This window comes from Demequina iriomotensis (assembly GCF_000971395.1).
In the GTDB taxonomy this organism is placed as follows: Bacteria; Actinomycetota; Actinomycetes; order Actinomycetales; family Demequinaceae; genus Demequina; species Demequina iriomotensis.
Genome location: NZ_BBME01000021.1, coordinates 16,885 through 39,223 on the forward strand (window position 1 = coordinate 16,885; position 22,339 = coordinate 39,223).

The window sequence follows — 22,339 nt, forward strand, 5'->3', positions numbered from 1 at the left end:
CCCCCACCATACGCCCGCCCGGAGCCGGCACGCCGCCATCCCCAGGCGTTCACGCGCTCCGCGAACACGACGCCTCGCGCGGCGCCCGTCCAACGACCGTGGACGCCCCATGGGCGCCAGCGAACCGCCACACCCGACCGCCAGCGCCCCATTGCGGGGTACGGATCCCAGGGCGGAGCGGCACGGGACGCGCCGGCGCGCGCGATGCGCGGCCGCTAGTCCAGCCGGCCCTCGCGCCACATCGCGGCGCAGCGCTCGAGGTCCTCGCCGGTGCGCAGCAGCTGGGCCGCGCGGAGCGTGGTCCGGTGGGCGCGGGCATCGGCATGGCCCTCGTCGCTCTCGGCCTCGAAGGCCGCGCCGGTCGCGACCACGCGGCAGAACGCGCCCGCGCGGTCGAGGGCGACCGCGAGGTCCCCTGCGAACACACCCGAGAGCACCGCGTCGGCGAGCGTGCGGACCTCATCGGGACCGGGCGGGTCCTCGACCCCGGCGATCGCGTGTCGCACGTGCGCCGCATGGACGCCCTGGTGGTAGGAGCGCGCCACCGACGACGCATCGTGCTTCACCCACTCGCGGATCATGTAGATCCGCCACAGCGCACCCGGGAGCGTGTGCTCCCCGGCCTTCGACCACATCATGGCGACGGTGTCGATGCCTTCCTCGTCGACCAGGCGCACCAGGCGCTCGACCAGCTCGGGGTCCTTCGACTCGCGCGCCTGCGACACGATCGCGAGCGCCGTCTCGTGCGCGATGAGCCCGCGGTCCGCGGGGTCGATGTCCCCTTCGATCTGATCGGCGAGCTCCATGTCGAGCATCGCCGGGCGGCGGTGCCGGTGCTCCACCATGCTCAGTCGATCTTCCCGTAGGGCCCCTCGGCCGGGTCCGCGAAGCCCTCGCCTGCCGCGTACGGCAGCGCGCCGGAGTCGTGCTGCTCCGCCTCGCCGGCGGTCTCGAAGGTCAGGGAGACCGAGTTGATGCAGAAGCGCTCGCCCGTGGGGGTCTGCGGCGCGTCGGGGAACACGTGCCCCAGGTGCGACTCGCACGCGGCGCAGCGCACCTCGGTGCGGACCATCCCATGCGTGAGGTCCTCGTGGAGCGTGACCGCACCCTCCTCGGCGTCGTAGAAGCTCGGCCACCCGCAGTGCGAGTCGAACTTGGTGCCCGAGGGGAACAGCTGCGCGCCGCACGCGCGGCACCGAAAGACGCCGTCGCGCTTCTCGTCGATCAGCTCACCGGTCCACGGCCGCTCGGTCGCGGCCTCGCGGAGGACCTGGAACTCGATGTCCGTCAGCTGGGCGCGCCACTCGGCGTCGGTCTTCACGATCTTGTTGGGGCTCATGGTCGGCTCCTTCCCAGGCAAGCGTACGCGCGCGGTGCGCTCCCGAATCGCGCGCCGAGCCCGACGCCACGGGCCTGTACAGATCAAGACGCGAGGCGCCCGACCTCCGAGGGGGGGAGGAGGTCGGACGCCACGCGTTCTCACCTGGGTGTCCCATGCGACTCACGCCGTGGTGGGTACACCCATACAGACGACCACGATCCGCGATTTGTTCCCACGTCGTGCAACGTTGTTGAACGGGCCACGGGACGATGCGCCGCGGACCCCGCGCGCACGCACCAGCGATTTCGCGCCGATAATGTCGCGGAATTCGATTATGGAAATGGTCGCGGCGCAGATATGACCAGGCCCTTCACCGGGGCGATAACGCGCGTATATTCGCGGTTATGACCGCCGGGATCGGACCGGCGGACACGAGCCCCGGAGGTTGCCATGCCCGTCTCGATCGGACTCCCCATCGTCTCGTCGTGCTCGGTCGCGAGCTGCGGCTACAACCACGACGGCTGCCACGCCGGCGCAATCTCCGTGGGCGGCAGCCACGCCCACTGCAACACCTTCGTCGACACCGCGGACAAGGGCGGCGCGGACGCGACCGCCGCCGTGGGCGCGTGCTCGCTCGAGGACTGCCAGCACAACGACAACCTCATGTGCACCGCGGACTCGATCGCCGTGGGCGGCAGCACCGACGTCGCCGACTGCCTCACCTTCGCGGCGCGCGTTTAGCAGGCGACACCCGTCGCACCATCCGGCCCCGGCGACCCGCCGGGGCCGAGCCGCGTGCCACACTCGCTCAGGTGACCTCGCGACCCCGCGCGTTCCTGCGCATCGGCCCCCAGCAGTGGAGCGACACCTGGGCGGGCATCCGCGCCGTCGCGCCGCTCATGCCCGGGGCGGTCCTGTTCGGGCTCGCGTTCGGCGCGCTCATCCGCGTCGCCGGGATCAACGCCTGGGTGGGCAACTACGCCTCGGTGACCGTGGTCGCCGGCGCGAGCCAGATCGCGATCGTCGAGCAGCTGCGGGCGGGGGCGCCAGCCGCGATCGCGGTACTCACGGCGCTCGTCATCAACGCGCGCATGGCGCTGTACTCGGCCGCGCTCGCGCCGGTGTTCGCGGCGTTCCCGCGGCGGTGGAGGCTGGGCCTCGCACACCTCATGACCGACCAGTCCGCCGTCGTGACCCTCCAGCACGCCGAGCGATGGCCCGACCCGGTGCGCCGCCGCTGGTTCATCTGGGGAGCCTCGGGTCCGTTCGTCGCGGTGTGGGCGATGGGAACCGCGGCGGGCATCGCGCTGGGTCCGGTCATCCCCGACTCGTGGCAGATCGGGTTCATCGTGCCCCTCATGTTCCTCGCGGTGCTCGTGCCGGGCCTGCGTGACTCCCCCGCGCTGGTCGCCGTGGCCGTGTCGGTCGGGGTCGTCGTCCTGGGTCGCGAGCTCCCCTACGGCCTCAACGTCCTCGGCGGCGCGCTGGCCGGGATCGCGGCGGGCGCGATGGTGCCGCGCCGCGCCGTGCCGGACGATGCGGCGGGCGGCCGCTCCCCCGGCGACCCCGACGCAGGACCGGAGGTCGCATCGTGACCGCGTTCCTCGTGTTCACCGCCGCGGCGATCGGCACGTATCTGATCCGGCTCTCCGGGGTCTCCCTGCTCGGCGGCGACCGCGAGCTCCCGCCGCCTGTCGCGCGCGCCCTCGGGCTGGTCGGGCCCGCCGCGATGGCCGCGATCGTCGCGAACGCGCTGCTGCTCGACGGCGGCGAGTGGCGCGGCTTCGGCGCGTGGCACCTGGCCGCGATCGTCGCGACGGGCATCGCGTTGTGGAAGCGCTCGATGGGCGTGACCATCGCGGCGGGCGCCGCGGCGTTCGCCGCCCTGCTGCTCGCCGGCGTGTAGCGCACCGTCGACCCCCACGACGGGTTCGACTCCCACTGACACATGGGGCTCGTGGAACGCACGAGGCACAGGGTGCGCGCCCGCGCTCCCCTCGCTCACCCCTTGTCACACCTGTCATCGGCAATCGACGCACGCGCTCGCGTCGCACATACCTTGATGTTCTATGTATCGTGGTGCGAGGGATGAAGGAGGCCGCGATGAAGGTGGGCAAGGACCTCATGGCCGCGAGCGCGGCACCGCTGGTGCTGGCGATCCTGGCGGAGGGCGAGAGCTACGGCTACGCGATCGTGAGGCGCGTCCGCGAGCTGTCCGACGGCGAGCTCGAGTGGACGGACGGCTTGCTCTACCCGCTGCTCCACCGCCTCGAGGATGCGGGGCACGTGAGCTCGCGCTGGGGCGTCTCGGACACGGGCCGCCGGCGCCGCTACTACGAGATCACGGACCGGGGACGGTCCGAGCTCGCCGAGCATCGGCGTCAATGGGCCGCCGTCGCCGCGGCGCTACAGGCGGCCTGGCACGGCCTGGGCGACGCGGTCGACGGGACGATGCGCCCGGGGCTCGCGCTGTGAGCGCGCCCGACGCCGGGGTCGAGGCGGAGATCGCCCGCTGGCGTGCCTACGTCCTGGGACGCGGCAGCGTCTCGACCGCGGACGCCGACGAGCTCGAGGACCACCTGCGCGGCCACCTCGAGCACCTGGTGGCGTCCGGCCTCTCCGAGGACGAGGCGTTCCTGGTCGCCGTCAAGCGCATGGGCAGCCAGTCCGACGTCGCGCGCGAGTTCGCGCGCCAGCATCAGCGCCGGCTCTGGCGCGAGCTGGTGCTCGACGGCGGCGCGGCGCGGGCCCGCGGCGGGCTCGCCGCGGTGCTGGGCTTCGGGTCGGCGGCCGGGCTGGCGGCGCGGCTCGGGTGGGCGCTCGGGGGCGGCGAGCACCCGCAGGACGGGTTCCTGCTCGGCATCCCCCTCGTGCTGGGCGTGGTCGCCGCGTTCCTGTGGTGGCGACGAGGCTCCTCGCCGCGCGTGCTGGCCGCCATCGGCGGGATCGCCGCGGCGCTGGCGAGCCTGGGCCTCGCCTATCCGTTCGACGGCGCGACCGACACCGCGGTGCTCATGGCGCTGCACATGCTCATGGCGATGTGGCTGACCGTGGGGTTCGCGTACGCGGGCGGCCACTGGCGCTCGCACGCCGCACGGATGGACTTCATCCGCTTCACGGGCGAATGGGCGATCTACATGTTCCTCATCGCCGCCGCGGGCGGCGCGCTCATCGGCGTCTCGCTCGCGGTGTTCGAGGGATTGGGCATCGACATCGCCGATGCGCTGCTCACGTGGGTGCTGCCGCTCGGCATGGGAGGCGCGACCGTGGTCGCCGCGTGGCTCGTCGAGGCGAAGCAGGAGGTGCTCGAGGCCATCGCACCCGTCCTCACGCGGGTGTTCACGCCCATCGCGACGCTCGCCGTCGTCGCGATGCTGGTCGCGGCCGTCGCCAGCGGCGGCTTCGAGGAGAGCCGCGAATCCCTTATCGCGGTGGACGTGCTGCTCGTGGTGGTCCTGGGTCTCGTGCTGTACTCGCTCTCCGCGCTGCCGCCGGACGCCCCGGCGGGCTGGACCGACCGCATGCAGCTCGCGCTCGTGATCGCGGCGCTGCTGCTCGACCTCGCGGCGCTCGCGGCGATGGCCACGCGCATCGTGGACCTGGGCCTCACCCCCAACCGCCTCGCGACGCTCGGCATGAACCTCGTGCTGGTCGCCAACCTCGCTGTCACGGCCGTGCTCTACGCGTCGCGCACCGTCCGCAACGGCCCGCTCGCACCGCTGCAGCGGTGGCAGACGCGCTACGTGCCCGTCTTCGGCGTGTGGGCCGTCACCGTCGCCGTCGCCCTCCCTCCCCTGTTCGCCTTCGCCTGACCTGCGCGCGCCTCGTCCCGTCAGGCCGCGCGGCCGCGGTGCACCCGCGCGGCCGCCTCACCCGCGCCGCACGCCGCCGCATGAGCGACCGGGTCGGCCAGCTCCGCGATGCCGCCGACGATGAGGCACGCGACCACGTCCTGCGCGATGCGCTCGGCCAGCCGCGCATCGGCCCCAATGCTCAGCGCCGCCTGGCCCGCGGCGGTCCGCATGCTCTCGAGAAGCTCCACGTCGATCATGGGCGTGACGTTATCGGCGACCACTGACAACGCGACCGCCGTGGTGCGCACGGCGCCCGCTGATACCGTCGCGGGATGATCCGCGACTCGGGCCCGCCGCCCGCGCACCCGGCGATCTCGCCCGGGCTGGCGCGGGCGCTGGTCGACCGGCAGCTGCCGGGCCTCGCTCACCTCGAGGTCGGCGAGCGCTTCGACGGATGGGACATGGTGGTCTACCGGCTGGGCGAGGACCTGAGCCTGCGGCTCCCGCGCGTCGAGGCAGCCGTCGGCTCGCTCGCGCGCGAGGCGGACCTGCTCGGCACTGTCGGCGCCGGCTGGACGTTCCCGCACCCGCGCATCGCCGCCAGCGGCGTCGGCCAGCACGGCTACCCCTGGCCGTGGGCCGTGGTCTCGTGGCTGCCCGGTCGGGCGGCCGATGCGGCGCCGCTCGACGCATCGTCCGGCGTCGCGCTCGGGCGGGCCTTCGCGCAGGTCCACGCGCCGGCGGGCGCGGGCGCGTGGTTCAACCCGGAGCAGTCGATCACGCTCGTCGAGCGCGAGGGCAATCTCGACTGGGCGCTCGCGCGGCTCGCCGCCACGGCCGGGCCTCACGGCCAGCGGCTCGACATCGACGCGGTGCGCGACGTGTGGGCCGAGGCGCTCGACGCCCCCGCCCCACGCGACGCTGTCTGGTCGCACGCCGACCCGCACGGCTCGAACCTGCTGGGCGTCGACGGCGCCTTCGCGGGGATCATCGACTGGGGGAAGATGGCCGGCTGCGAGCGCGCCGTCGACCTCTCCTTCCTCTACACGGCCATGCCGGCGGCGGGCGTGGACGATGCGGTGGCGGCCTATCGCGAGGAGACCGGTTGCGACGACGCGGGCCTCGAGGCGCGGATGCGCGGCATCGCGGTGGCGAAGTGCGCGTCGTGGGCCGTGCTCGACCGGCCGCTCAACGTCATGATGGCGTGGAGGGGCTTCGGCGAGCTCGGCGTGCTGCGCGCGTGAACGCGCGGCGGCGGGCACGCTCACGTACGCTGACGCGTTGATCCCCCGACCGGACCAGGAGGAACGATGCTCGCGCTGCAGTGGACGACAGGCGAGGGCGCGCTGCCCATCGCCGTGGTCGGCGGCGTGCTCGTGCTGGTCGCGTGGGGGCTGGGCTCGCTGTTCGGGCACGGACGCCGCACCGCGCTGTGGGCGGCGCTGCTCACGTGCCTGGCCGTGATCGGGTGGATCACCATCGGCCTCACGCTCGCGACTCACGATCCGGGCACGGGCGGCGTCAACCTCGACCCGGGACAGGAGATCCGCCGCGCGCTCGAGACCGGCGCGGGAGGGCCGCGCCTCAACCTCATCGGCAACATCGTGCTGTTCATCCCGTTCGGGACGGTGGTGGCGCTCATGACGCCGCGCGGCTTCGCGCTGCGCGTGCTCACCGCGACGTTCCTGGGTGCCGCGCTGTCGACCGCGATCGAGTCGACGCAGTACCTGCTCGGGCGCGTCGCCGACGTCGACGACGTCATCCTCAACACCGCGGGAGCGTTCCTCGGGGCGCTGGCGGCGGGCATCGTGCTCGCGCTGGGCGACTCGGATGCAGGGCGCCGCCGACGGGCTGACTAACATGGGCGGCGGGCCTCTAGCTCAGTCGGTAGAGCAGCGGACTTTTAATCCGTAGGTCGTGGGTTCGAGCCCCACGGGGCCCACCGCTCACCACCACCCGCCCCGAATATGGGTGAGAACCCCGATTCGCGCGCAGGCGCCCCCGCGGTCTGATGGGGATGCCCGGCCACCATCGGCCGGCATCACACGGAAGGCACCGTCATGTCGCTCTACATGGATGTCCACCACCTCGACGGCCCGGTCAGCGTCGACGAGGTCAGCAAGGCCCACGCCGCCGACCTCGAGAAGCAGGACGAGCACGGGGTCCACTACCTCCGCTACTGGGTCGACGAGTCCGCCGGAAAGATCTTCTGCCTGGTGGACGCCCCGGACCCCGAGGCCGCGAACAAGGTGCACCGCGAGGCCCACGGCCTGGTGGCGGACGAGATCCACCTGGTGGTGGAGGGTCTCTGACGGGTTCAATGGGCAGATGCTCGTCGAACGCGAGATCCAGCTGAGGGGCCTGTCAGCCCTGGTGGACGATGCGCTGGCCGGCACGGGCGGCCTCGCCTTCGTCTCGGGCGAGGCAGGGGCAGGGAAGTCGTCGCTGGTCACGGCCCTCGCGACGAGCACGGCCGGCCGATGCCGCGTGCGCATCGGCGGTGCGGACAACGTCACCACCGCCGATGCGCTCGCGCCGTTTCGGGACGCGGCGCCGGAGATCCGGCCCCTGCTGGCGGGGACCGGCGGCCGCGTCGCGCTGTTCTCGGCGTTGCGGACGGCGCTGGTCGCGGAGCCCACGCTGGTGATCCTCGAGGACCTGCACTGGGCCGACGAGGCCACGCTCGATGCGCTGAGGTACCTCGCGCGGCGCCTCGAGGGCGTCCCCGTCGCCATCGTCGCCACCTACCGGGCGGACGACATCACGGCGCAGCACCCGCTCACCCAGGCGCTCGGCGACCTCGCAACCGTGCCACAGGTCTGCCGCGTCGAGGTACCGGCGCTCACGTCGGCGGGTGTCGCGACGCTGGTCGCCGAGGCGGGCGCCACCCTCGACCCGATCGCGCTCCACGCGCGCACGGGTGGCAACGCGTTCTTCGTCAGCGAGCTGCTCGCAGCCGGGGACCTGGCCCTCCCCGCGAGCGTGAGCGACGCCGTCCTCGCGAGGTTCGCGAGGTTGCCGCACGTCGCGCAGGACGCCGCGGCCGCGGCCGCCACGCTCGGGCGCGCCACGGATGCCGCACTCATCGCGGCCGTCGCTGGAGGGGAGATCGAGGCCGTGGACCTCTGCCTGGACGACGGCGTGCTGGTAGCCGGCGCGGAGGGAATCGGGTTCCGCCATGAGCTCGCACGCCAGGCGGTCGAGCTGGGCATGTCTGCGCTGCGGGCGCGCCAGCTTCACGCTCGCGCGCTGCGCGAGATCGAACGCCGCACGCCCGAGGACCACCGGCGCATCGCGCACCATGCCGCGCGCTGCGGCGAGTCCGCGACCGCAGCGCGGCACGCGATCGCCGCGGGACGCCGCGCCGCGGAGCTGGGCGCGCACCGCGAGGCCGCCGAGCAGTACCGCGCGGCCCTGCGCCACGGCGCGACCGGCGCCGAGCGCGCCGCGATCTTCGTCGCGCTGTCCTACGAGTGCTACCTCACGGACCAGCTTCGTGAGGCGATCACAGCGCGCCAGCATGCGCTCGAGCTGCACGAGCTCCGCGCTGACCGGGCAGCGGTCGGGGAGGACGAGCGCTGGCTGTCGCGACTCTCCTGGTTCCTGGGCCGCGGCCCCGACGCGGAGCGCTACGCCACGCGCGCGATCGCGACGCTCGAACCCGTCGGCGAGACGCCTGCCCTCGCGATGGCCTACTCGAATCTGGCCCAGCTGCGGATGCTCGCGATGGACACCGACGAGGTCGAGCGGTGGGGGACGCTCGCCCTCACGCTCGCGACGCGGCTGGGCGAGACGGAGATCCAGGCGCATGCGCTCAACAACCTGGGAGCCGCCGCGATGATCGCGGGTCGCACCGAGGCGGGGACCGCACGGCTTCAGCGCAGCCTCGACGTCGCGCTCGCCGGCGGCCTCGAGGAGCACGTGGCGCGCGCCTACACGAACCTGGGTGCGGTCGCGGTCGACCAGCGCCGCTACGTGACCGGCCTGCGTGACCTCGAGGCCGGCGTGCGCTATTGCGAGGAGCGCGACCTCGACTCGTGGACGCGCTACATGCAGGCATGCCGCTGCGTCGCGCTGGGCGACCTCGGGCGTTTCGACGAGGCGCTCGCCCTCGCGCGCATCGTCCTCGAGTCCGCGGGCCTGGCGCCCGTCTCCGCCATCCCGGCGGCCGCCGCTGCGGCGCGCGTCACCGCTCGACGCGGGCAGGACGCGACCGCCTTGCTCGCAACCGCGACAGACCTCGCAGCCGGGACGGGCGAGCTGCAGCGCATCGGCCCGGCAGCGTGCGCGGCCGCGGAAGAGGCATGGCTGTCCGGAAGGCCGGAACGGATCGCGCCGCTCACCGACACCGCCCGGCAGCTCGCGCGCGAACGCCACGAGCCCTGGCTCCTGGGCGAGCTCGCGTGGTGGCGACTGCTCGCCGGGCTCGCGCCCGAGGGCGCGGACGATGCGGCGGCCCCCTTCGCGGCCCTGCTCGCCGGGGATCACGCCCGGGCCGCGCACGCGTGGGAGGGGATCGGCAGCCCCGTGTGGTCGGCGTACGCCGCGACCCTGGATCCCGATCCGGCGGCGGCGGACCGTGCGGTGCGCACCCTCGACGGCTTGGGGGCGACGCTCGCGGTCCAGGCGATCCTGCGCACGCGGCGCGAGCGCGGACTCGCGCTCCCCCGCCGGCCCCGCGGCGCGGCCCGCACCGCTCCCGGTCATCTCACCGCGCGAGAGCTCGACGTGCTGCGGCACCTGGATCGCGGACTGTCCACCACGGAGATCGCGCACGAGCTGGTGGTCTCGCCCCGCACGGTCGAGCACCACGTGTCCGCGGTGCTCCGCAAGCTCGGCGAGCCGACGCGCGCGCGTGCCGTCGCGGCGGCGCGGCGCGCGGGGATGCTCGACGCCGCCTGACTACGCGGCCGCGTTGGCCGAGACCTCGTCGCGAGTGCCAGAACGGCGGCCGGCGACGATGCGCCACACAGCGACGCCGGCCACGATCACCACGGCCACGACCATCCGTTCCACCGCTCCCCCGTCCGGCCCGAGCGCCATCCGCATCACCTGGAGCCCTGCTGCGGGGATCTCCTCGGGGAACTTCAGGTAGATCGGCGTGAGCACGTAGGCGACCGCGGTCGTCGCCGCGGGCACCACCCACAGCATCACGAGGATCACCACGGTCGCCACGGAACGGCGCACCGTCACGAAGCCGCTCCATGCCGCGGCCCCCGCGACCACCAGGATCGGCAGCCACTCCCGTACGTAGGTGAGCGGGCTCCCGTAGACGAGCGAGGCGACGTCCCGCGACTCGAGGACCAGCCCGTCGAGCCAGGACATCGACGCGATCCCCGCCGCACCGAGCGCCACCGCGGCCCCGGCGGTGCCGGCCCGCGCGAGAGCCGCCAGCACCGTCGCGGACAGCACCACGCACGCCGCCGAGCCCGCCACGAGGGCCGCCACGTACGCCTGCGAGCGGCCGTCGTCGCCCAGCCCGGACCGCAGCGCGACCGTGCTCTGGGCCAGCGCGACCAGCTGCACGAGCACCGCTCCCACGGCGGCCGCCCACGCGGGCAGCGCCGTCCCGCGCGCACGCAGCACCCGCAAGCCGATACCCGCGAAGGCCCCGCCGAGCACCAGCATCGCCGCGATCGACGCGACGTAGTACTGGTTGAGCGGCAGCAGCGCAGTCGGCATGTCCTCCGGCAGCGTCTGCTCGAGCCAGATGTTCTGCAGCGGCAGCCGAGCGCCCGTCACCAGCCAGGGCGCGAGGCCCAGCAACGCGGTCCCGACCCCCACCGCGCCTCCGATGAGGACCCGCGCACCGCGACCGGCCACGTCAGCAGTCCTTCAGCTCGAGGCCGGTGACCTCGCGCAGCGCGGCGACCAGGGCGTCCTGGAACGCGAAGATCGACTCGTCGTTCTCGGGCTTCTGCTGGACCACCAGGTACGCGTCGCGCCCGACCGGGCACTGGATCCCGCCGCCGTTGATCGACTCGTCGTAGTAGAGCTCCTGCTTGAGCTGCGAGTCGTCGCCCTGCACCTCGGCCCCGTCGGGCCCGGTGACCGCCGCGTCCAGCGGCACGTCGCGCAGCGTGACGGCGTAGCGCGGGCTCATCGCGCCCGCCGGATCGGCCAGGTAGGCGTCGTAGGTCGCGGCGGAGACGTATCGGAGCGTGGGTCCGTACGTCCCCGACGTCGAGGAGGTGCCGTCGATGAGCACCCACCCGTCCGGCAGCTCCGCCATCGCGGAGGTGTTGCCGAACGCGTCGAGCATCGCGAAGAACGCCGTGTCGCGCCCGGACGGGGTCTCGTCCGGCGCCTCGGCCTCGAAGTCCGGGTCGTGGATGGTCATCGCCTCGAGCACCTCCCCGGTCGCCGCGTCGATGATCACGAACGAGTCCGCGGGCCACGAGGGGTCGGGGTCGGGGACCAGGAAGTCCGGCCCCAGATCGCGGTACGCGTCCATGTCGGGTCCGTCGACGCGGACGTTGGCCTGCAGCATCGTGCCGTCGACGGTGTTCACCACCACCGTGTTCGGGTGCGCGAGCACCTCCTCGGGCCACTCCTCGCACGGCTCCGAGTACGCCATCGCCCACCGGTGCTCGAGGCCGCCGACGTCGTTGTAGGGCTTGCCGTCGATCCACGTCGCGTCGACGCACCCCGCCGCGAGCGCCTCGGCCACGGCGGTCGCCGACGGGCTCGGCGCGGCGCTGGACGATGCGGTGGGCGAGTCGGCCGGCGCCGGCGCCACCGTCGCGGGCGGGGACCACAGGGCCAGACCGACCGCGCCGAGCGCCACCACCGCGGTCCCGGTCGCGCCCGTGACGAGCGCGCGGGTGCGCCGGTGGCGGGCGACCCGCTCGGTCACGGCCGAGTGGTCGGCCGCGAGCCGACCGTCGTCGAACGTCGCGCCCGCGAGCGCGTGCAGCTGGTGCAGGGTGGTGCGGGTCCCGGTCATCGTGCACCTCCGTTCCGCGCGTGGATCGCGACCGTCTCGGTGTCCTCGAGGTCGACGTCGGGAAGCACCTCGCGGAGCTTCGCGACGCCGTCGTGCAGGTAGCGCTTCACCGTGCCCGGCGCGAGGTCCAGCACATGGGCGACCTCGGCGACGGGCAGGTCCTCGAGGTGGCGCAGGACGATGCACGCGCGCTCGCGGGGCGACAGCGTCAGCAGGGCGTCGTGCAGGTCGAGCGCCTCGTCGACGCGCGCGCCGTGGTCGTGCGCCACCATCCGCATGCCCGCCGCCCGCAGCTCGTCGGGCGCGGACGCGACCGTGCGCGGACGCGCCGCCGCGCGCCGTCCGCCGTCGATGAACGCCGTCGCGATCGCGCGCTTGACGTAGGACTGCGCGGCCTCGACGCTGCGCAGCGCGCGCCCGGTGCGGAAGGTCCGCACGAGCGCGTCCTGAAGCAGGTCCTCGGCCTCCTCGCGGCTCCCCGTCAGCACGTACGCGTACCCGTAGAGCGCGCGCCCGCGCTCGCGCATCACCGTGTCGAGCGTTTCCCTCCAGCCGCTCACGCGACCATCCCCCCTGTGCTCATGCCAGCCAAGACGCACGGTAGCCGCGTTCGGTTGGGGGCGGGGTGAAGGCTGCCGCGCGAGTCTGTTCGCTAGAGGAAGGCCCGCACCTCGACCTTCCGGTTGCAGCAGCGGGACGCCTCCGTCGCGAGCTCGATCGCCTCGTCGAGGTCGGCGGCGTCGATGACCCAGAAGCCCACGACGTGCTCCGCGGTCCGCACGAAGGGTCCGGGCATCACACGCCCGGCGCCACCGCGGTTGTCGACGGTCACCGCCGGGTCGGGCCCGCCGACCCCGGCGGCGAGCACCCAGTGCCCTTCGTTCTTCAGCCTCGAGTCGAAGGCGGAGATCGCGGCCTGCTCGTCCGCGGTCGCGGACCCTGCGCGATCGTCGATGACGTTGAACAAGAACCTCACGGAGTCACCTCACCCGGTAGCGCAGCAGCACCGTGCCGCGCGGGAACGCGCGGTGCTCGAGCAGCTCGAGGTCGAGCCGCAGCCCCGCGGGCAGCGCGGGCGTGCCGCCGCCGATGATCGCGGGCACCACCGCGAGCTGGACCTCGTCGACCAGCCCGGCCCGCAGCGCGTGCGCGGCGAGCGTCGGCCCGCCGATGTCGAGGTCGCGGTCCGCCTCCTCCTTGAGCCGCGCCACCTCGGCGGCGTCGAACTCGCGGACGATACGTGCGCGCGGCACCCCGGGATCGTCCAGCGTGCGCGAGTAGACGATCGTGTCGGCGTCGCACCAGGCCTCGGCGAAGCGCTGCAGCATGGGCGTGATGTCAGGCGTGGTGCGGATGTCCTCCCACACCGCCATCGTCTCGTGCATGCGGCGCCCGTAGAGATGCGTGCCGACGGTCCGCTCGAGGTCCGCGAAGTAGTCGTGCAGCTCCTCGTCGGGCTCGCTCCAGTCGAGCTCGCCGCGCGCATCGTTCGCATAGCCGTCGAGCGAGCAGTTGATCGCGTAGATGAGGCGCCCCATCGCATCGGCCTCCCTCCCCGGCCACGGTAACCCGCGCATCGTCCACCCGCAGGGCGTGGCTAGGGTGGACGGCATGACTCTTCCCACCCTCACCCTCAACGACGGCTTCACCATCCCGGCCGTCGGATTCGGCACGTACCCCCTGGTCGGGGACGAGGGCCGCATCGCGGTGCGCTCGGCGCTCAAGACGGGCTACCGGCTGCTGGACTCGGCCGTCAACTACGAGAACGAGGGCGTCGTCGGCCTCGCGGCGCGCGAGTTCCTCGCGCGCGCCAAGGCGGGCCGCGCGGACCTCACGATCCAGACGAAGCTCCCCGGGCGCCACCACGGCTTCGACCGTGCGATCGCCTCGGGCTACGAGTCGCTCGCGCGGCTGGGGCTAGACCGCATCGACGTCATGATGATCCACTGGCCCAACCCGGTCACCGGGCGGTACAAGGAGGCGTGGCGCGCGCTCGTCGAGCTGCGCGAGCGCGGCGTGGTGCGGTCGATCGGGGTGAGCAACTTCAACGAGCGCCTGCTCGACGAGGTCATCGAGGACTCGGGCGTGGTCCCCTCGATCAACCAGGTCGAGCTGCACCCGTACTTCCCCCAGGTGGAGCTGCTGGCGCGGCACGCGGAGCTGGGCATCGTCACCCAGGCGTGGAGCCCGCTCGGCAAGCGCCAGGCGCCCTACGCCGAGCCCGTGGTGGTCGCGGCCGCGTCGCGCCTGGGCGTGACCCCGGCCCAGGTCATCCTGCGCTGGCACCTCGAGCGCGGCTCGCTGCCGCTGCCCAAGTCGGCGACGCCGTCGCGTCAGGAGGAGAACCTCGCGGTCGACGGGTTCACGCTGCTGCCCGAGGAGGTCGAGGCGATCACCGCGCTCGGGCGCCCCGACGGGCGCCTCTTCGACGGCGACCCCGAGACGCACGAGGAGATGTAGAAGGGACGATGCGCGGCGCCGGGCTCTCTCAGCGCGCCCGGCCCCGCGCATCGTGCGACGGTCAGAGGACCTGCGCGAAGCCCAGCGCGGCGGACGCGACGGCGACCACGGTGAGCACGACCGTGGGCACCACGGGCTCGTCGCGACGCGCGTGCACCACGGTGGCGCCGATCATCGTGATCGCGAGGCCGACCGCCGCGAGGGGCGTGAGGATCGGCGCGATGCCGGTCGCGAGCGGGGCGATGAGGCCGATCGCGGCGAGCACCTCGACCGCGCCGATGGCCTTGACCGCGGCGTCGCCGAAGTCCTCGGTCCACCCCATGCCCTTCTCCTGCAGCGCGGTCCGCGAGGTGGAGGCCTTCATGCCCCCGGCGGCCAGGAAGAGGAGGGCGAGGACGGCGTTGACGATCCAGAGGGCGATGAGCATGGGAACTCCTTAGTTACGATGAGTAAGCAACCCCATGATGCGTGACGGTTGACGCGTCCACAAAAGGCACATCCATGTGCGTGACCCCGCGGAGGAACAGTGAGCATCACCGAGGAGCCCCTCACCGCGTACGAGACCACCTGCTCCAGCGTCACCACCGACGCGCAGGCGGCGATCCGCGACGTGCTCAACCGCGTCGGCGACAAGTGGTCGCTCCTGGTGATCGTCACGCTGAGCGAGCGCACGCTGCGGTTCGGCGAGCTCCAGGCGCACGTCCCGGGGATCTCGCAGCGGATGCTCACGCTGACGCTGCGGCAGCTCGAGCGGGACGGGCTGGTACGGCGCGAGGTCTTCGCCGAGGTGCCTCCCCGGGTCGAGTACGCGTTGACGCCGCGCGGCGCGACGCTCATCGCCCCCGCGAGCGCGCTCGCCGAGTGGTCGATCGGGCACTACCCCGGCATCCTCGCGAGCCGCGAGGAGTACGACGCGCGCGGCTGACCGGCGTCGCCCCTAGACCCGCGCGTCCTGCTCGTCCTCCATGCGCGCGTTGAACTCGCGCTTGCTCGACTGCCAGCCGTCCTCGTTCATGCCGGTGCGCCAGTAGCCCGAGATCGACACCTGGTCGCGCGGGACGCCGCGCTCGAGGAACAGGTGACGGCGCAGCGGCTTGATCATGTCGGCGTTGCCGTGGACGAAGGCCTCGAGGCGCCCCTCGGGGAGCTCGGCTGCGATGACGGCGCGCGTGAGGGCCTCGCCGTAGCCGTCGCCGGGCCCGCGATGGATCCAGTGGACCCGCGTGCGCGAGGTGGCCGGGAGCTCCTGTTCCTCGGAGGCGTCGGCGACCTCGAGGTAGACCTCGACCCGCGCATCGTCCCTGGTGTCCTGGAGGCGTTCAAGGGCGGCGGCGACGGCCGGCAGCGCCGACTCGTCGCCGACCAGGAGGTGGACGTCGGCCTCGGCGCTGGGCGCCCAGCCCCCGCCCGGGCCCGCGAAGCTGACCGTGTCGCCGGGCCGAGCGGCCGCCGCCCACGGGCCGGCCAGTCCCTCGTCGCCATGGATCACGAAGTCGATCGCGAGCTCGCGCGCCTCCATGTCGAGCGAGCGGATCGTGTAGGTGCGGGTCACCTCGCCGAACCTCAGCTTCACGTAGTGATCCGTGAACGGCAGGTCCGGAAGCGTGTCGAGGTCGGGGCCCGTGAGGACCACGCGGACCATGCTCGGGCTCAGCCGCTCCGTTCGCGTCACCGTGAGGGTGCGGAGCGGGCGGGCGGGGCGCGGCTGGCGGTTCTGGCCGTTCGGGTCGTTCGGGTCGTTCGGGTCATCGGGGCGGGGCATGCTCAGATCGTATGCGATCCGCGGTTAGGGGTTTTCCCCATGGCCGCGTCCGCTTTGTCGGCATTGTCGGACCTCGGTGATGGGATGGGGTCATGGACATCCCGAGCCTGCTCGACACGGATCCCGGAGGCGGTTCGCCCGCCACCGGGACCTTCGCGCAGGCGTGCGCGGCGGCACGCGTCGCCGTGGGGACGATGCGGGAGCTGGCGGCCTCCGGCCTCCCCGGCGAGGCGTCGGGCGGAGACCTGGTCGCGCGGATCGGGGCGGCGGCGGCGCTGGCGCGAGAGGTCGACCTGGTGCTCGCCCAGTTGAGCCGCGAGGCGGATCGCCGCTCGGACGTGCCCGGAGGAGGGGTGGTGCGGCGGGAGGGGCATCGGAGCGCGGCGGACCTCGTCGCGACCGCCACGGGCGGCACGCGCGCCGAGGCGGGGCGCCTGATCGAGGTCGGCCGGGCGCTCGAGGAGATCGGAGCCTCCGACGGCGCGCCCGACGCCGTGCCACCCGACTCCCCACCACCGCCGCGCCCCGCGCCGCGGCATCCCCTCGTGGCGGGCGCGCTGTCGCGCGGTGAGATCTCGGCCGACTGCGGCACGCAGATCATGACGATGCTCGACTCGCTACCCGCCAGCGTGCCCGCGGAGCACCGCGAGCGGGCCGAACGCGACCTCATCGCACGGGCGAGCGGCATGTCGGCCACCAGATTCGCCGCCGTCGTCCGGCGGTTCCGAGCGAGGCTCGACGTCGCGCAGCACACCAGGGACCTCGCGCGCATGCGCGAGCGCCGGAGCCTCCGGATCTGGGAGAACCGCGACGGGATGCTGGAGCTGCACGGGCAGCTCGACCCGGAGACCGGTGCGCCTCTGCGTGCCGCGCTCGACGCGCTCGTGGGCGACGCGATGCGCCGCAGCAAGGACTCGGTCGGCGAGGACACGCGCACCACCGACCAGATGCGTGCCGACTCCCTCGCCGCCCTCGCCCGCCACGGGCTCGGCTGCACCGCCACAGACCTCCCGCTGTCGACCGTCACGGTGGTCGTGCGCGTCGACGAGAAGGACCTCCACGCCGGCCTCGGCCTCGGCGAGGTGGACGGGACCTCCACCCCCGTCGACGTCGCGACCGTGCGGCGCATGGCGGCTGACGCGCACGTCATCCCGGCGGTACTCGGCTCGAACGGCGAGCTGCTCGACTTCGGCCGCCGTCGGAGGCTGTTCACCCGCTCCCAGCGGCTCGCGCTCGGGGAGCGCGACGGCGGATGCGCCTTCTGCGGTGCCGCGCTCGCCTGGACGGACGCCCATCACATCCGCTGGTGGGGACGCGACGTCGGCCGGACGGACCTCGCGAACGGGGTGCTGCTCTGCGGCCACTGTCACACCACCGTCCACACGCAGGGATGGGAGATTCGAGCGACCGCGACCGAGGTGTGGTTCGTGCCTCCGGCCTCGGTGGACCCCGAGCAGAGACCGCGGCCCGGAGGACGAGCCCGATTCGACGCACCGCGAGACCTCGGCGGCCTCCGTCAGACACGAGGCGTCCCCCCGTCCGCAGCCGAGCGAGAACACGAGGCCGCCTGAATCCGGGAGGTGGCGGCACCCGGGGCGGCGGAGCGTGCCCCTTCGGCGGCCTGGCCGGCGCGCGCCGCGCGTCGGGGCGGCGGGAACACGCGGGAGGGAACCGCAGCGGGACCCGCAGGAGGGACCCGGGTCCCGCATCGTCCCAGGACAGGCCCTCGATAGGATGGAGGCACCGACGAAGCAGTCCCCCTTCTCTACAGAGGAAAACGATGCGCGCCACCTATGAGAGGGCCGAGCAGATCGTCTCGCGCCTGACCACCGACGAGAAGATCCGACTGGTGTCCGGCAAGGACGCCTGGAGCACCGAACCCCTCGAGGAGCACGGGGTACCGTCGATCCTCCTCACCGACGGACCCCACGGCGTGCGCAAGATCCGGGGCGGCTCCGACCACCTCGGCGTGAACGACTCGGAGCCCGCGACCTGCTTCCCGCCCGCGGTCACGCTGGGCTCCACGTGGGACCCCGCCCTGCTCGAGGAGATCGGTGCCGCGCTCGGCCGGGAATCCCGCGCCAACGACGTCTCGGTGCTGCTCGGGCCGGGCCTCAACATCAAGCGCCACCCCGGCGGCGGGCGCAACTTCGAGTACTTCTCGGAGGACCCCTTCGTGTCAGGCAAGATGGCCGCCGCCATGGTGCGCGGGATCCAGTCCGAGGGCGTCGGCGCGTGCCTCAAGCACTACGCGGCGAACAACCAGGAGTTCTTCCGCATGTCGTGCGACTCCGTGATCGACGATCGCGCGCTCCACGAGCTCTACCTGTCCGGGTTCGAGACCGCCGTCAAGGAGTCCGACCCGTGGGCCGTCATGTGCTCGTACAACAAGATCAACGGCGAGCACGCCGACATCCACCGCGGCCTCCTCACGGAGAAGCTCCGTGACGACTGGGGCTTCGACGGCCTGGTGATGTCCGACTGGTTCGCCGTCTCCGACCGCGCCCTCGCCATCTGCGCCGGACTCGACCTCGAGATGCCCGGCAGCAACGGCACCTGGGATGCCCAGGTCAAGGACGCGCACGGGACGGGCCTGCTCACCACGGCCGAGCTCGACCTCGCCGCCACCCGCGTCGTCGACCTCGCGCTCCGCGCCGCCGAGTCGACGGGCTCCTCGCAGTTCGACCCGGAGGCGCACCACCAGCTGGCGCGTCGCGCCGCGGCCGCCGGCACCGTGCTGCTCACCAACGACGGCATCCTGCCGCTCGAGCGGACCGGCAGCATCGCCGTGCTCGGCGCCTTCGCCAAGACGCCGCGCTTCCAGGGCGCCGGCTCGTCGCTCGTCAACCCGACCCAGGTCGATACGTTCCTCGCCTCGCTGCGCGCCGCCGTCGGCGACGACGTCGCGGTCCACTACGCCCCGGGATACGACGCCGCCACCGGCGAGACCGAGGAGGCGCTGCTCGGCGAGGCCCGCGACATCGCACGCAAGGCCGACGTGGTCATCGTGCTCGCGGGGCTCCCTACCTCGTACGAGTCGGAGGGCTTCGACCGCACCCACCTGCGCCTGCCCGACGGGCACAGCGCGCTCGTGGCCGCGGCCCTCGACGCCAACGAGCGCACCGTGGTGGTCCTCCAGAACGGCGCGCCCGTCGAGCTGCCCTGGGCCGACGGCCCCGCGGCGATCGTCGAGGCGTACCTGGGCGGCCAGGCCTCGGGCGCGGCGCTCTCCGACGTGCTCCTCGGCGACGTCGCACCCGGCGGCCGCCTCGCCGAGTCCTTCCCCGTGTCCGCGGGCGACCTCCCGAGCGACCGCGACTTCGCGCGCCACCCCAAGCAGGTCGAGTACCGCGAGGGCCTGTACGTCGGCTACCGGTTCCACGACTCGGCAGGGGTGCCCGCGCGCTTCCCCTTCGGCCACGGCCTCAGCTACACCGCGTTCGACTACACGGGCCTCACGGTGCGCAAGTCCGGCGAGGGCTACTCGGTGACGGTGACCGTCACCAACGTGGGCCCCCGCGCGGGCTCCGACGTGGTCCAGGTCTACGTCCGCGACCCCGAGTCGGTCGCCTACCGTCCCGCCAAGGAGCTCAAGGGCTTCGCCAAGGTCCACCTCGAGCCCGGCGCCTCGGAGAAGGTGGTGGTCAAGCTCGACCGCCGCGCCTTCACCGTCTGGGACGTCCGCTCGCAGGAGTGGCGCGTCGAGCCCGGCGCCTTCGAGATCCTCGTCGGCGCCTCCTCGACCGACATCCGCGCCCGCCGCACCGTCAAGGTCGAGACCGGCGAGGCGGTCTCGCCCTCGCACGGCCCCGCCGCCTTCGTCGCCACCGACAACGAGTTCCGCATCATGCTCGGCCATGAGATCCCCGAGACCCCCGGCCAGCTGCCCTTCCACCGCGACTCGACCGTCGCGGACCTCAAGGAGACCGCCGCGGGCAAGCTGCTCGCGGGCGCGATGATGCAGCAGGCGCGGAAGACCTTCGACACCACCGCCGCGGACGCCACCACCATCGCCATGTTCGAGGCGGCGGCCCGCGAGGCCCCGCTCCGCATGGTCGCGATGGGCAGCGAGGGCAAGCTGACCCTCGCGAGGCTCGACCTCATCATCGGGGTGCTCAACCGCACCTCGGCCAAGGCGTGGCGCGCGCGCAGCTGAGATACCCCGCGCGTACCAGGGCCCTGGGGTGCAGGATTGACCCAGGGCCCTGGGCCCTCCGATCTGGGAGGCGTGCATGACCGCTGCTGAGGCGAGCACCAAGGAACACATGTCCCGCGAGGAGCTCGCACGCTGGGTCTTCTGGCCGTCCGCGGTGCTCATCCTCGGGTTCGTGCTCTTCGCGATCATCGCTCCCGACGTCGCCGAATCGCTCTTCGACACCATCCAGGCGAACATCATCTCCGCGTTCGGCTGGTACTACGTGCTCATCGCGGCGTTCTTCGTGGCGGTGACCCTCTACCTGGGCTTCAGCCGCTACGGCGACATCGTGCTCGGCAAGGACGGCGACGAGCCCGCCTTCTCGAAGTTCTCCTGGTACGCGCTCCTGTTCGCGGCCGGCATGGGCATCGGCCTCGTGTTCTACGGCGTGGCCGAGCCGCTGTCGCACTTCTCCGACCCGCGCCCCGGGGTGACCGGCACCCCCGCGCAGCTCGCCCAGTCCGCGATGTCCCAGACGTTCCTGCACTGGGGCATCCACGCCTGGTCGATCTACATCATCGTCGGCCTCGCGATCGCGTACGCCGTGCACCGGCGCGGGCGACCCGTGTCGATCCGCTGGGCGCTCGAGCCGCTGCTCGGCAAGCACGTCGAGGGCCGCTGGGGCAACGTCATCGACATCACCGCGGTGCTCGGCACGCTGTTCGGCATCGCGACGTCGCTCGGCCTCGGCGTGCTGCAGATCTCCGCGGGCCTCGGAGCCGCCGGCATCGCCGAGCCGAGCACCACCACCGAGGTGGTGCTCATCATCGTCATCACCATCGTCACCCTGTTCAGCCTCCTCACCGGGCTCGCGCGCGGGATGAAGTGGCTGTCCAACATCAACCTCGCCCTCGCGGCCGTGCTGCTGTTCTTCGTGCTGTTCTCGGGGCCCACGCTCTTCCTGCTGCGCGAGTTCGTGCAGTCGATCGGCAACTACATCCAGAACTTCGTGGGGCTCAGCTTCAACGTCTCGGCGTACGCCGGCGCGGAGGGAGCCGCGTGGCAGGCGTCGTGGACCACGTTCTACTGGGGCTGGTGGATCGCGTGGGCGCCGTTCGTCGGCGTGTTCATCGCGCGCGTCTCGAAGGGGCGCACCGTACGCGAGTTCGTCTGGGGCGTGCTCCTCGTGCCCGCGATGATCACCTTCCTGTGGTTCGCGGTCATGGGCGGGACGGCCCTCTACCAGGAGCTCTTCGGAGGCGGCGGGCTCGTCGCGGCCGACGGCACCATCGACACCGAAGGCGCGCTGTTCGACATGCTCGAAGGCCTGCCGGGCGGCACCGCGCTCACCTTCGGCGCGATCCTGCTGGTCGGCATCTTCTTCGTGACCTCGTCGGACTCCGGCAGCTTCGTGCTGTCGATGCTGACCTCGGGAGGCAAGGAGAACCCCGCCCGGTGGATCCGCGTGTTCTGGGCCTGCACTACCGCCGCGGTCGCGATCGCGCTGCTGCTGTCGGGCGGTCTCACGGCGCTCCAGACCGCCGCGATCATCACGGCGCTGCCCTTCTCCGTCGTCATGATCGGCATGGTCGTGTCGCTGTTCCGCGCCTTCGAGGGCGAGCATCGCGCGTTCCTCAAGGCGACCCGCCAGCAGTTCGTCGCGCACATCGGCGACACCTACGGGCTCGACGCCACCGGAGAGGTCCCGCGGCCTCGCGGCACGCTGCTCGACCGGCTGCGGCGTCGGCCCGACGCGCCCGGAGGGACGGGCGGCACCCCCGGGAGCGCGACGTCCGGCGCCGCGGGGGACGCCACGCGCGACGCGGGCGGATCGCCGCCCCACTACGAGTCGCTCGACACCGACGCGATCGCGATCGCGCATCGCGAGACGGAGCCCCCGGAGGAACGCGCCTAACCTTGG

General features: G+C 73.0%; 23 protein-coding genes, 1 tRNA gene and 1 pseudogene. 15 read left to right on the plus strand and 10 right to left on the minus strand.

Annotated elements, in window-relative coordinates; all coding sequences use genetic code 11:
• Positions 1 to 215: 215 nt before the first annotated feature.
• Positions 216 to 845, minus strand: coding sequence for a hypothetical protein (locus AOM09_RS13745; protein ID WP_228375154.1), 630 nt, complete (start codon positions 843 to 845; stop codon positions 216 to 218).
• 95 nt (positions 846 to 940) lie between these two features.
• A pseudogene (msrB, locus tag AOM09_RS15025) lies at positions 941 to 1,339 on the minus strand (peptide-methionine (R)-S-oxide reductase MsrB); the annotation flags it as partial.
• Positions 1,340 to 1,771: 432 nt separating this feature from the next.
• Between msrB and AOM09_RS13755 the strand changes: the two are divergent.
• The 5 genes from AOM09_RS13755 to AOM09_RS13775 all read left to right on the plus strand — a co-directional run bounded on the left by AOM09_RS13755 (position 1,772) and on the right by AOM09_RS13775 (position 5,133).
• The gene (locus AOM09_RS13755) at positions 1,772 to 2,062 is read left to right on the plus strand and encodes a DUF1540 domain-containing protein (protein WP_062389698.1); all 291 of its coding nucleotides are present in this window, start codon (positions 1,772 to 1,774) and stop codon (positions 2,060 to 2,062) included.
• Positions 2,063 to 2,133: 71 nt separating this feature from the next.
• Positions 2,134 to 2,916 carry an AzlC family ABC transporter permease gene (locus tag AOM09_RS13760; protein WP_062389699.1) on the plus strand — a complete coding sequence of 261 codons (783 nt, stop codon included), beginning with the start codon at positions 2,134 to 2,136 and terminating at the stop codon, positions 2,914 to 2,916.
• On the plus strand, positions 2,913 to 3,227 hold the full coding sequence (locus tag AOM09_RS13765; RefSeq protein ID WP_062389701.1) for an AzlD domain-containing protein: 315 nt from the start codon (positions 2,913 to 2,915) through the stop codon (positions 3,225 to 3,227). The genes AOM09_RS13760 and AOM09_RS13765 overlap by 4 nt, the downstream gene beginning before the upstream one ends.
• 197 nt (positions 3,228 to 3,424) lie before the next feature.
• The gene (locus tag AOM09_RS13770; protein WP_062389836.1) at positions 3,425 to 3,796 is read left to right on the plus strand and encodes a PadR family transcriptional regulator; all 372 of its coding nucleotides are present in this window, start codon (positions 3,425 to 3,427) and stop codon (positions 3,794 to 3,796) included.
• Positions 3,793 to 5,133 (plus strand): permease prefix domain 1-containing protein, encoded by a 1,341-nt coding sequence (locus tag AOM09_RS13775; RefSeq protein ID WP_062389703.1) that lies wholly within the window; start codon positions 3,793 to 3,795, stop codon positions 5,131 to 5,133. Before AOM09_RS13770 ends, AOM09_RS13775 begins: the two co-directional genes overlap by 4 nt.
• Before the next feature lie 20 nt (positions 5,134 to 5,153).
• Here AOM09_RS13775 and AOM09_RS13780 read toward each other — a convergent pair whose 3' ends face one another.
• Positions 5,154 to 5,372, minus strand: coding sequence for a hypothetical protein (locus AOM09_RS13780; RefSeq protein ID WP_062389705.1), 219 nt, complete (start codon positions 5,370 to 5,372; stop codon positions 5,154 to 5,156).
• A gap of 75 nt (positions 5,373 to 5,447) precedes the next feature.
• Between AOM09_RS13780 and AOM09_RS13785 the strand changes: the two genes are divergently transcribed.
• The 5 genes from AOM09_RS13785 (at position 5,448) to AOM09_RS13805 (ending at position 10,017) form a co-directional block, all read left to right on the plus strand.
• A complete protein-coding gene (locus AOM09_RS13785) occupies positions 5,448 to 6,359 on the plus strand; it encodes a phosphotransferase (protein WP_062389708.1) in 912 nt (303 codons plus the stop codon).
• A 66-nt stretch (positions 6,360 to 6,425) separates the two neighbouring features.
• Positions 6,426 to 6,974 (plus strand): VanZ family protein, encoded by a 549-nt coding sequence (locus AOM09_RS13790; protein ID WP_062389712.1) that lies wholly within the window; start codon positions 6,426 to 6,428, stop codon positions 6,972 to 6,974.
• 10 nt (positions 6,975 to 6,984) lie between these two features.
• Positions 6,985 to 7,057: transfer RNA gene (locus AOM09_RS13795), tRNA-Lys, on the plus strand.
• Between the two features lie 118 nt (positions 7,058 to 7,175).
• Positions 7,176 to 7,427, plus strand: coding sequence for a DUF4242 domain-containing protein (locus AOM09_RS13800; RefSeq protein ID WP_062389715.1), 252 nt, complete (start codon positions 7,176 to 7,178; stop codon positions 7,425 to 7,427).
• A 16-nt stretch (positions 7,428 to 7,443) separates the two neighbouring features.
• Positions 7,444 to 10,017, plus strand: a complete 2,574-nt coding sequence (locus tag AOM09_RS13805) for an ATP-binding protein (RefSeq protein ID WP_062389718.1) — start codon at positions 7,444 to 7,446, stop codon at positions 10,015 to 10,017.
• Here the strand turns inward: AOM09_RS13805 and AOM09_RS13810 are convergent, their stop codons facing one another.
• The 5 genes from AOM09_RS13810 to AOM09_RS13830 form a co-directional block, all read right to left on the minus strand.
• On the minus strand, positions 10,018 to 10,938 hold the full coding sequence (locus AOM09_RS13810) for a hypothetical protein (RefSeq protein ID WP_062389722.1): 921 nt from the start codon (positions 10,936 to 10,938) through the stop codon (positions 10,018 to 10,020).
• 1 nt (position 10,939) lies between these two features.
• Positions 10,940 to 12,061 (minus strand): hypothetical protein, encoded by a 1,122-nt coding sequence (locus AOM09_RS13815; RefSeq protein ID WP_062389724.1) that lies wholly within the window; start codon positions 12,059 to 12,061, stop codon positions 10,940 to 10,942.
• Positions 12,058 to 12,621 carry an RNA polymerase sigma factor gene (locus AOM09_RS13820; RefSeq protein WP_228375155.1) on the minus strand — a complete coding sequence of 188 codons (564 nt, stop codon included), beginning with the start codon at positions 12,619 to 12,621 and terminating at the stop codon, positions 12,058 to 12,060. The genes AOM09_RS13815 and AOM09_RS13820 overlap by 4 nt, the downstream gene beginning before the upstream one ends.
• 92 nt (positions 12,622 to 12,713) lie before the next feature.
• Entirely contained in the window at positions 12,714 to 13,037 is a 324-nt protein-coding gene (locus tag AOM09_RS13825) for a YciI family protein (protein ID WP_062389730.1), read from the minus strand.
• A gap of 4 nt (positions 13,038 to 13,041) precedes the next feature.
• Complete coding sequence (locus AOM09_RS13830) at positions 13,042 to 13,599, minus strand: dihydrofolate reductase family protein (protein ID WP_062389733.1); 558 nt, start codon at positions 13,597 to 13,599, stop codon at positions 13,042 to 13,044.
• A gap of 73 nt (positions 13,600 to 13,672) precedes the next feature.
• On the opposite strand from AOM09_RS13830, the gene AOM09_RS13835 reads away from it, so the two are divergent.
• Positions 13,673 to 14,521: an aldo/keto reductase gene (locus AOM09_RS13835; RefSeq protein WP_062389736.1), complete on the plus strand. Its 849-nt coding sequence runs from the start codon at positions 13,673 to 13,675 to the stop codon at positions 14,519 to 14,521.
• A gap of 61 nt (positions 14,522 to 14,582) precedes the next feature.
• On the opposite strand, the gene AOM09_RS13840 is transcribed toward AOM09_RS13835, so the two are convergent.
• Positions 14,583 to 14,948 carry a DoxX family protein gene (locus tag AOM09_RS13840; RefSeq protein WP_062389739.1) on the minus strand — a complete coding sequence of 122 codons (366 nt, stop codon included), beginning with the start codon at positions 14,946 to 14,948 and terminating at the stop codon, positions 14,583 to 14,585.
• A 99-nt stretch (positions 14,949 to 15,047) separates the two neighbouring features.
• On the opposite strand from AOM09_RS13840, the gene AOM09_RS13845 reads away from it, so the two are divergent.
• The gene (locus AOM09_RS13845) at positions 15,048 to 15,446 is read left to right on the plus strand and encodes a winged helix-turn-helix transcriptional regulator (RefSeq protein ID WP_369346109.1); all 399 of its coding nucleotides are present in this window, start codon (positions 15,048 to 15,050) and stop codon (positions 15,444 to 15,446) included.
• Between the two features lie 12 nt (positions 15,447 to 15,458).
• Here the strand turns inward: AOM09_RS13845 and AOM09_RS13850 are convergent, their stop codons facing one another.
• Positions 15,459 to 16,283 (minus strand): siderophore-interacting protein, encoded by an 825-nt coding sequence (locus AOM09_RS13850; RefSeq protein ID WP_082099252.1) that lies wholly within the window; start codon positions 16,281 to 16,283, stop codon positions 15,459 to 15,461.
• A 92-nt stretch (positions 16,284 to 16,375) separates the two neighbouring features.
• Between AOM09_RS13850 and AOM09_RS13855 the strand changes: the two genes are divergently transcribed.
• The 3 genes from AOM09_RS13855 to AOM09_RS13865 all read left to right on the plus strand — a co-directional run bounded on the left by AOM09_RS13855 (position 16,376) and on the right by AOM09_RS13865 (position 22,333).
• Positions 16,376 to 17,854 (plus strand): HNH endonuclease signature motif containing protein, encoded by a 1,479-nt coding sequence (locus tag AOM09_RS13855; RefSeq protein WP_062389742.1) that lies wholly within the window; start codon positions 16,376 to 16,378, stop codon positions 17,852 to 17,854.
• Positions 17,855 to 18,063: 209 nt separating this feature from the next.
• Positions 18,064 to 20,439: a beta-glucosidase family protein gene (locus tag AOM09_RS13860; RefSeq protein WP_062389746.1), complete on the plus strand. Its 2,376-nt coding sequence runs from the start codon at positions 18,064 to 18,066 to the stop codon at positions 20,437 to 20,439.
• A 76-nt stretch (positions 20,440 to 20,515) separates the two neighbouring features.
• On the plus strand, positions 20,516 to 22,333 hold the full coding sequence (locus AOM09_RS13865) for a BCCT family transporter (protein ID WP_082099254.1): 1,818 nt from the start codon (positions 20,516 to 20,518) through the stop codon (positions 22,331 to 22,333).
• Positions 22,334 to 22,339 lie beyond the last annotated feature (6 nt).

Coding starts and splice junctions, on each gene's coding strand:
- AOM09_RS13800 (WP_062389715.1), top strand. CDS start 7,176: ATGTCGCTCTACATGGATGTCCACCACCTCGACGGCCCGGTCAGCGTC.
- AOM09_RS13785 (WP_062389708.1), top strand. CDS start 5,448: ATGATCCGCGACTCGGGCCCGCCGCCCGCGCACCCGGCGATCTCGCCC.
- AOM09_RS13865 (WP_082099254.1), top strand. CDS start 20,516: ATGACCGCTGCTGAGGCGAGCACCAAGGAACACATGTCCCGCGAGGAG.
- AOM09_RS13770 (WP_062389836.1), top strand. CDS start 3,425: ATGAAGGTGGGCAAGGACCTCATGGCCGCGAGCGCGGCACCGCTGGTG.
- AOM09_RS13755 (WP_062389698.1), top strand. CDS start 1,772: ATGCCCGTCTCGATCGGACTCCCCATCGTCTCGTCGTGCTCGGTCGCG.
- AOM09_RS13780 (WP_062389705.1), bottom strand. CDS start 5,372: ATGATCGACGTGGAGCTTCTCGAGAGCATGCGGACCGCCGCGGGCCAG.
- AOM09_RS13855 (WP_062389742.1), top strand. CDS start 16,376: ATGGACATCCCGAGCCTGCTCGACACGGATCCCGGAGGCGGTTCGCCC.
- AOM09_RS13790 (WP_062389712.1), top strand. CDS start 6,426: ATGCTCGCGCTGCAGTGGACGACAGGCGAGGGCGCGCTGCCCATCGCC.
- AOM09_RS13830 (WP_062389733.1), bottom strand. CDS start 13,599: ATGGGGCGCCTCATCTACGCGATCAACTGCTCGCTCGACGGCTATGCG.
- AOM09_RS13745 (WP_228375154.1), bottom strand. CDS start 845: ATGGTGGAGCACCGGCACCGCCGCCCGGCGATGCTCGACATGGAGCTC.
- AOM09_RS13860 (WP_062389746.1), top strand. CDS start 18,064: ATGCGCGCCACCTATGAGAGGGCCGAGCAGATCGTCTCGCGCCTGACC.
- AOM09_RS13850 (WP_082099252.1), bottom strand. CDS start 16,283: ATGCCCCGCCCCGATGACCCGAACGACCCGAACGACCCGAACGGCCAG.
- AOM09_RS13835 (WP_062389736.1), top strand. CDS start 13,673: ATGACTCTTCCCACCCTCACCCTCAACGACGGCTTCACCATCCCGGCC.
- AOM09_RS13805 (WP_062389718.1), top strand. CDS start 7,444: ATGCTCGTCGAACGCGAGATCCAGCTGAGGGGCCTGTCAGCCCTGGTG.
- AOM09_RS13840 (WP_062389739.1), bottom strand. CDS start 14,948: ATGCTCATCGCCCTCTGGATCGTCAACGCCGTCCTCGCCCTCCTCTTC.
- AOM09_RS13815 (WP_062389724.1), bottom strand. CDS start 12,061: ATGACCGGGACCCGCACCACCCTGCACCAGCTGCACGCGCTCGCGGGC.